Consider the following 4,290-nt stretch of genomic DNA (forward strand, 5'->3'; position numbering starts at 1 on the left):
CCGTCGGCATGCCGGCAATGCCGCGCGACACACGGAACCCTTCGGCCTCCAGCAGCGCCGCGTGTTCGGCCGATGAGGAAAACTCCTCGTAGTTGGTTTCCGGCGTATCCCAGACCCGGTCGCTGAGCACGAAAAACCGCTCGCGCTTGGCTTCGAGAAGGTCCCAGACGGCATCCGCATTTTTCATCGTTTCTTGACTTCCGCAACAATAGTAACCATAATTGGCGCCAATTTAAGATAACATTTTTGGATACACAAGAGGGTCCTGAAACATTTCGACCGATGTGCACAACGGCGAAGGCCAACATGGAACGCCGCTCTCCCGCATTGAATTGTTCAGGGCAGCATCATAGTTTCTCCAAAAATGGAGCCAATTCCGCCGCGACAGGGAACGTGGGCACGCGCCGCCGAAGGGGGCACGCGCCGGCAACAGCGGCCAAGACAGTGTAAGGCAGGGAATGAGCGACGATCTGACGGAAATGCTGGCGCCCGAGGAGAAGAAGGACGTCACCGACCTCTTGCTGCACGACATCCTGACCGGGACCTTGCCGGCGGGCGCCTGGCTCAAGCAGATCGACCTGGAGCGCCGCTACGACTGCACGCGGCCGGAGGTGCGCCGGGCGCTCGACCGGCTGTCGCAGCGCCGGCTGGTGCAGCACAATCCCAACCGCGGCTATCAGGTCTACGAGCTCGATGACCAGCGCACACGGGAGATCAGCGATATCCGCGTCATTCTCGAAACCGGCGTCGCCGACCGAATGATCGCCAACGTCACGCCGGCGGCGATCGGCGAGTTGCGCGGGCTTGCGAGGGAGTTTGACGAGATGTCGTTCCGCGGCTCCATCATGGAGCATTACGACGCCAACCTCGCCTTTCACCGCGCGCTTCTGCAGCTCGCCGGCAATTCCGAACTCGTCGACGTCGTTGCCGAGATCCGCCAGCGCACCGTGTCGGCACCGGTCTCGCAATGGCGCACGCGGGCGCGCATCGAGCAGTCCGCGCGCGAACACCATCTGATGGTCGATGCGCTTGAGGCGAGAGACCTGGCCGAACTGAAACGCCTGATCGAAATCCACATCCGCCAGGCGCCGATCAAGGCGTGAGCCTTGCCGGCACCCTGGCGTTGACTATCCGCCAAAGAGGATGGTCACCGCCACCAGAACCGCCCCGATCGCGGCCATCGCAAAGGCCATTGGCCAGGGGCTACGGCCCATGTAGCGGCCGAGCCGTGCGCCGATGACAAAGAGCATGACGAGCGCGATGGCGTTCGAAACGCGCATTGCCAGCGCGACATCATCGACCAGCAGGAACGGAATGCTGGGCGGCAGCGTCGAGATGACGACGAGCAGGAAGATGGCGAAGGCCGCCTTCAGGTCATGCCCCGTGACCGCCCTGTGCCTGGGATCATAGGAAAGCGCCCTCACCCGCAGAAGCAGCGCCTCGGTCTCCTTTGGCGAAGACACGCGACGCACGTCATCCGGCAGGTTTTCCAGAAACATCTCGCGGGCACGCTCGATCGGCTCACGCCGAAGCGAATCGAGGAAGCCGCGGCGACGCACCCTCTCGACCGCCGTCGTCAGCACATACATGACGCCGTCGACGATGCCCCAGGCGATGTTGCAGCCCAAGGCAGCGACCAGCACGGCGTTTACCCCACCCTCTTCGCCGGTGACCGTGCTCATTGTTCCGGTGAAGGAGAGCGCCATCAGCAGCCCGAAGATGATCTCCGAGAGACGGTCGATCGGATCGAGAACGGGGCGTGGATGGTCGCTCAAGGCCGTTCGCCCCGCGATACGAACCGAGGGGTGGCAGGCAAGGGTCGGAAGGCAGTAAACCGCATGCGGCCTCCCTATTGCATCTGCAGGTCGGCGAAGGCGTCACGCACGTGATCGGCAACCGCCAGCACCGGCGCCGGCGCATCGTTGATCACCTGCAGGCCGATATTGTAGTGGCCGAGATCCGGCAAGCCGTCGCGCTCGCCGAGCTGCACCATTTCGCCCTGGACGAGATAACGCGGCAGAGGCGCGATCGCGAGGCCGGCGAGAACGGCTGCCCGCTGGCCGGTCGTATAGGCGCTGAGGAAGGCGATGCGGAACTTGCGCCCCGCCCGCGACAGCTTCTCCACCGCATCCGCCCGCCAGACGCAGCCATCCTCCCACATCGACACCGGCAGCGGATCCTTCAGATGCGCATTGCCGCACTTGGCGCCGGCCCAGACCAGCTTCTCCTGCATCAGGATTTCGCCATTCTTCGGCGTCCCCTCGGTGAGGCTGTTGAAGATGGCGATGTCGAGCCGGTGTTCGTCGACCTTCTTGCGCATGGCATTGCTCATGCCGATCGAGACATCGATCGTCACGTTGGGATAGGAATCGGCGAAGCGCTTCAGCACCTCCGGCAGGATGCGCTCGCCGACATCTTCCGGCGCACCGACCCGCACGACACCGTTCATGTCCGGCAGCAGGAAGCGCGACACCGTTTCATTGTTGAGCGACAGCAGCCGGCGGGCATAGCCGAGCAGCATCTCCCCCTTCGGCGTCAGCGTCACCGAGCGCGCGTCGCGCAGGAAGAGCGTGCATCCCAGCATCTCCTCCAGCTTCTTGATCTGCATCGAGACGGCAGACGGCGTGCGGTAGACGGTTTCGGCAGCGGTGGTGAAATTGCCGGTCTCGGCAATGGCGACAAAGGTCTTCAGCACATCCATTTCAAGAAGCGGAAGCGCGTGGCGCATCATCATGTTCATGGCGGCATCCTCAATCAGAAAAACTGAAAGATAAGTTCACTTCATTTCGTTTGATTGAACATCAGGGATAGCCGATAGTCAAGCTCAAGGACGACGAAGGAAGGAGAAAGCCATGTCCGCCGCCGTACTTGTTATCGCCGCTTCGAAGAGTTCCCTTTGTAACAGCCCGCCGTCGCCGGCAGTGGTAAAAAATGAGCATAGCAGGAGCAACGACATGGTCCTCAACGCCCTTACCCAAGTGATTACCGTCCTCGACGGCGTTGTCCGGCATCGACGCGAACGGCAAATCGCCCGAAATCGGGTGGAAGCCCGGCGCGAACTGGCCAAACTGCCGAAGAGAGTTCGCGACGACGTGATGTTTGCGGACCCGCTAATCAATCACCATGTTTGATGAAAGGCATCAAACATATTCGTTGGAATGATAGATCAGGTTGCGCCATACATAACCTCATGGTCGCGACCTCCTGAGAAACTCAGAAGGAGCCATGAAATGTCCAACACTCTGTTTTCATCGGCCTCGGAACGGGCATCCTCCCACTCGTCCCTTCCGGGTCTCTTCAATCTGCAGGTTCGTGCCTGGGCAGCGTGGAAGCGCCATCGCCAGGAACGCGCACTGGAAAACCTGTCCTATGACACGCTGAAGGACATCGGCTTCCCGTCGGTGGACGATGCAGTGCACAAGAACGGACAATGACGTCACGGCTTGATCTGCTTCACGCGGATCGAAACGGCCGGATACAGTAAAGGGCATCGCCGAAAAGGCGGTGCCCTTTCTCTTTGCGCGGCTCGTTGCTGGCAACCGCACATCAGCGCCCCGCCAAGCCCGCGAAAAATCGCGTCGCTCGAATGCCGCTCAGGCAAGCTGCAAGAGAAGCGATGGTGAACTGAGAAAACCGCCGGCCACGAGGCCAACGAATGCGAGCGCCAACGCGCCCGCTGCTCCGTCGTTCTCCCAACCGATCTAAGCGCCCAAGGCGGTGGCCGTCGCGATAACCAAAACCGCCCACAGGATCTTGACCCGCGAGACCAAACGGCGACCGGCTGTTGCCCCATCCTGCTTCACGCTAAATCGCCTTTCCGAAGTGCCTGCAGCTTTGCATGCAATGTGGAAATCGCACGCCGCCAGAGGCGGGTGATCGTCGGTCAATCGCTTCGCACTTCTCCTTGAGCGGCCTTGAGGTCGAGATTGCTTGGCGCCTTCCCTGGCCTTGAGGGCAGACTTGTCTCATACCGACACCCCACCCCCGCATCGAAAACGTCGCAATCGGCAAACACAACCCTGAAGCGTGCTTTGTAATTGTTGCGTATCTCCGGCGGTTCTTGTCAGATAACGTCAAGCCGACTGAAAAAACTGTCGCTTTCCTTACAAAAGCCTGAAAGACGGGCCGAGCCGCCTTTTGCCGCGCGATGTCGCAATGCGAAATCACTTTGCGGTCGCTGCTATCCATGCGAATGTCGCAAACAGACAAGCCGAAGAGTATCTTCCAAGCGACGAATATACCCGCATCGCCAAGCATGGGAAGCCTCATGAACAAGCCACTGACCAAAAA

General features: G+C 60.7%; 5 protein-coding genes and 1 pseudogene. 3 read left to right on the forward strand and 3 right to left on the reverse strand.

Annotation, left to right across the window (positions count from 1 at the left end):
- A pseudogene (locus I8N66_RS32225) lies at positions 1-187 on the reverse strand (amidohydrolase); the annotation flags it as partial.
- Between the two features lie 271 nt (positions 188-458).
- Here I8N66_RS32225 and I8N66_RS32230 point away from each other — a divergent pair.
- Positions 459-1,103 carry a GntR family transcriptional regulator gene (locus tag I8N66_RS32230; RefSeq protein ID WP_113539288.1) on the forward strand — a complete coding sequence of 215 codons (645 nt, stop codon included), beginning with the start codon at positions 459-461 and terminating at the stop codon, positions 1,101-1,103.
- A gap of 24 nt (positions 1,104-1,127) precedes the next feature.
- Here I8N66_RS32230 and I8N66_RS32235 read toward each other — a convergent pair whose 3' ends face one another.
- Positions 1,128-1,775 carry a VIT1/CCC1 transporter family protein gene (locus tag I8N66_RS32235; RefSeq protein WP_113539287.1) on the reverse strand — a complete coding sequence of 216 codons (648 nt, stop codon included), beginning with the start codon at positions 1,773-1,775 and terminating at the stop codon, positions 1,128-1,130.
- A gap of 74 nt (positions 1,776-1,849) precedes the next feature.
- On the reverse strand, positions 1,850-2,740 hold the full coding sequence (locus tag I8N66_RS32240) for a LysR substrate-binding domain-containing protein (protein ID WP_113539286.1): 891 nt from the start codon (positions 2,738-2,740) through the stop codon (positions 1,850-1,852).
- A 112-nt stretch (positions 2,741-2,852) separates the two neighbouring features.
- On the opposite strand from I8N66_RS32240, the gene I8N66_RS32245 reads away from it, so the two are divergent.
- Both I8N66_RS32245 and I8N66_RS32250 read left to right on the forward strand, forming a co-directional pair.
- The gene (locus I8N66_RS32245; protein WP_291163031.1) at positions 2,853-3,131 is read left to right on the forward strand and encodes a hypothetical protein; all 279 of its coding nucleotides are present in this window, start codon (positions 2,853-2,855) and stop codon (positions 3,129-3,131) included.
- A gap of 99 nt (positions 3,132-3,230) precedes the next feature.
- Entirely contained in the window at positions 3,231-3,434 is a 204-nt protein-coding gene (locus tag I8N66_RS32250; protein ID WP_291163034.1) for a hypothetical protein, read from the forward strand.
- Positions 3,435-4,290: the final 856 nt, after the last annotated feature.

Origin of the sequence: Ensifer sp. SSB1, from assembly GCF_016652895.1 — a bacterium.
Taxonomy (GTDB): Bacteria; Pseudomonadota; Alphaproteobacteria; order Rhizobiales; family Rhizobiaceae; genus Ensifer.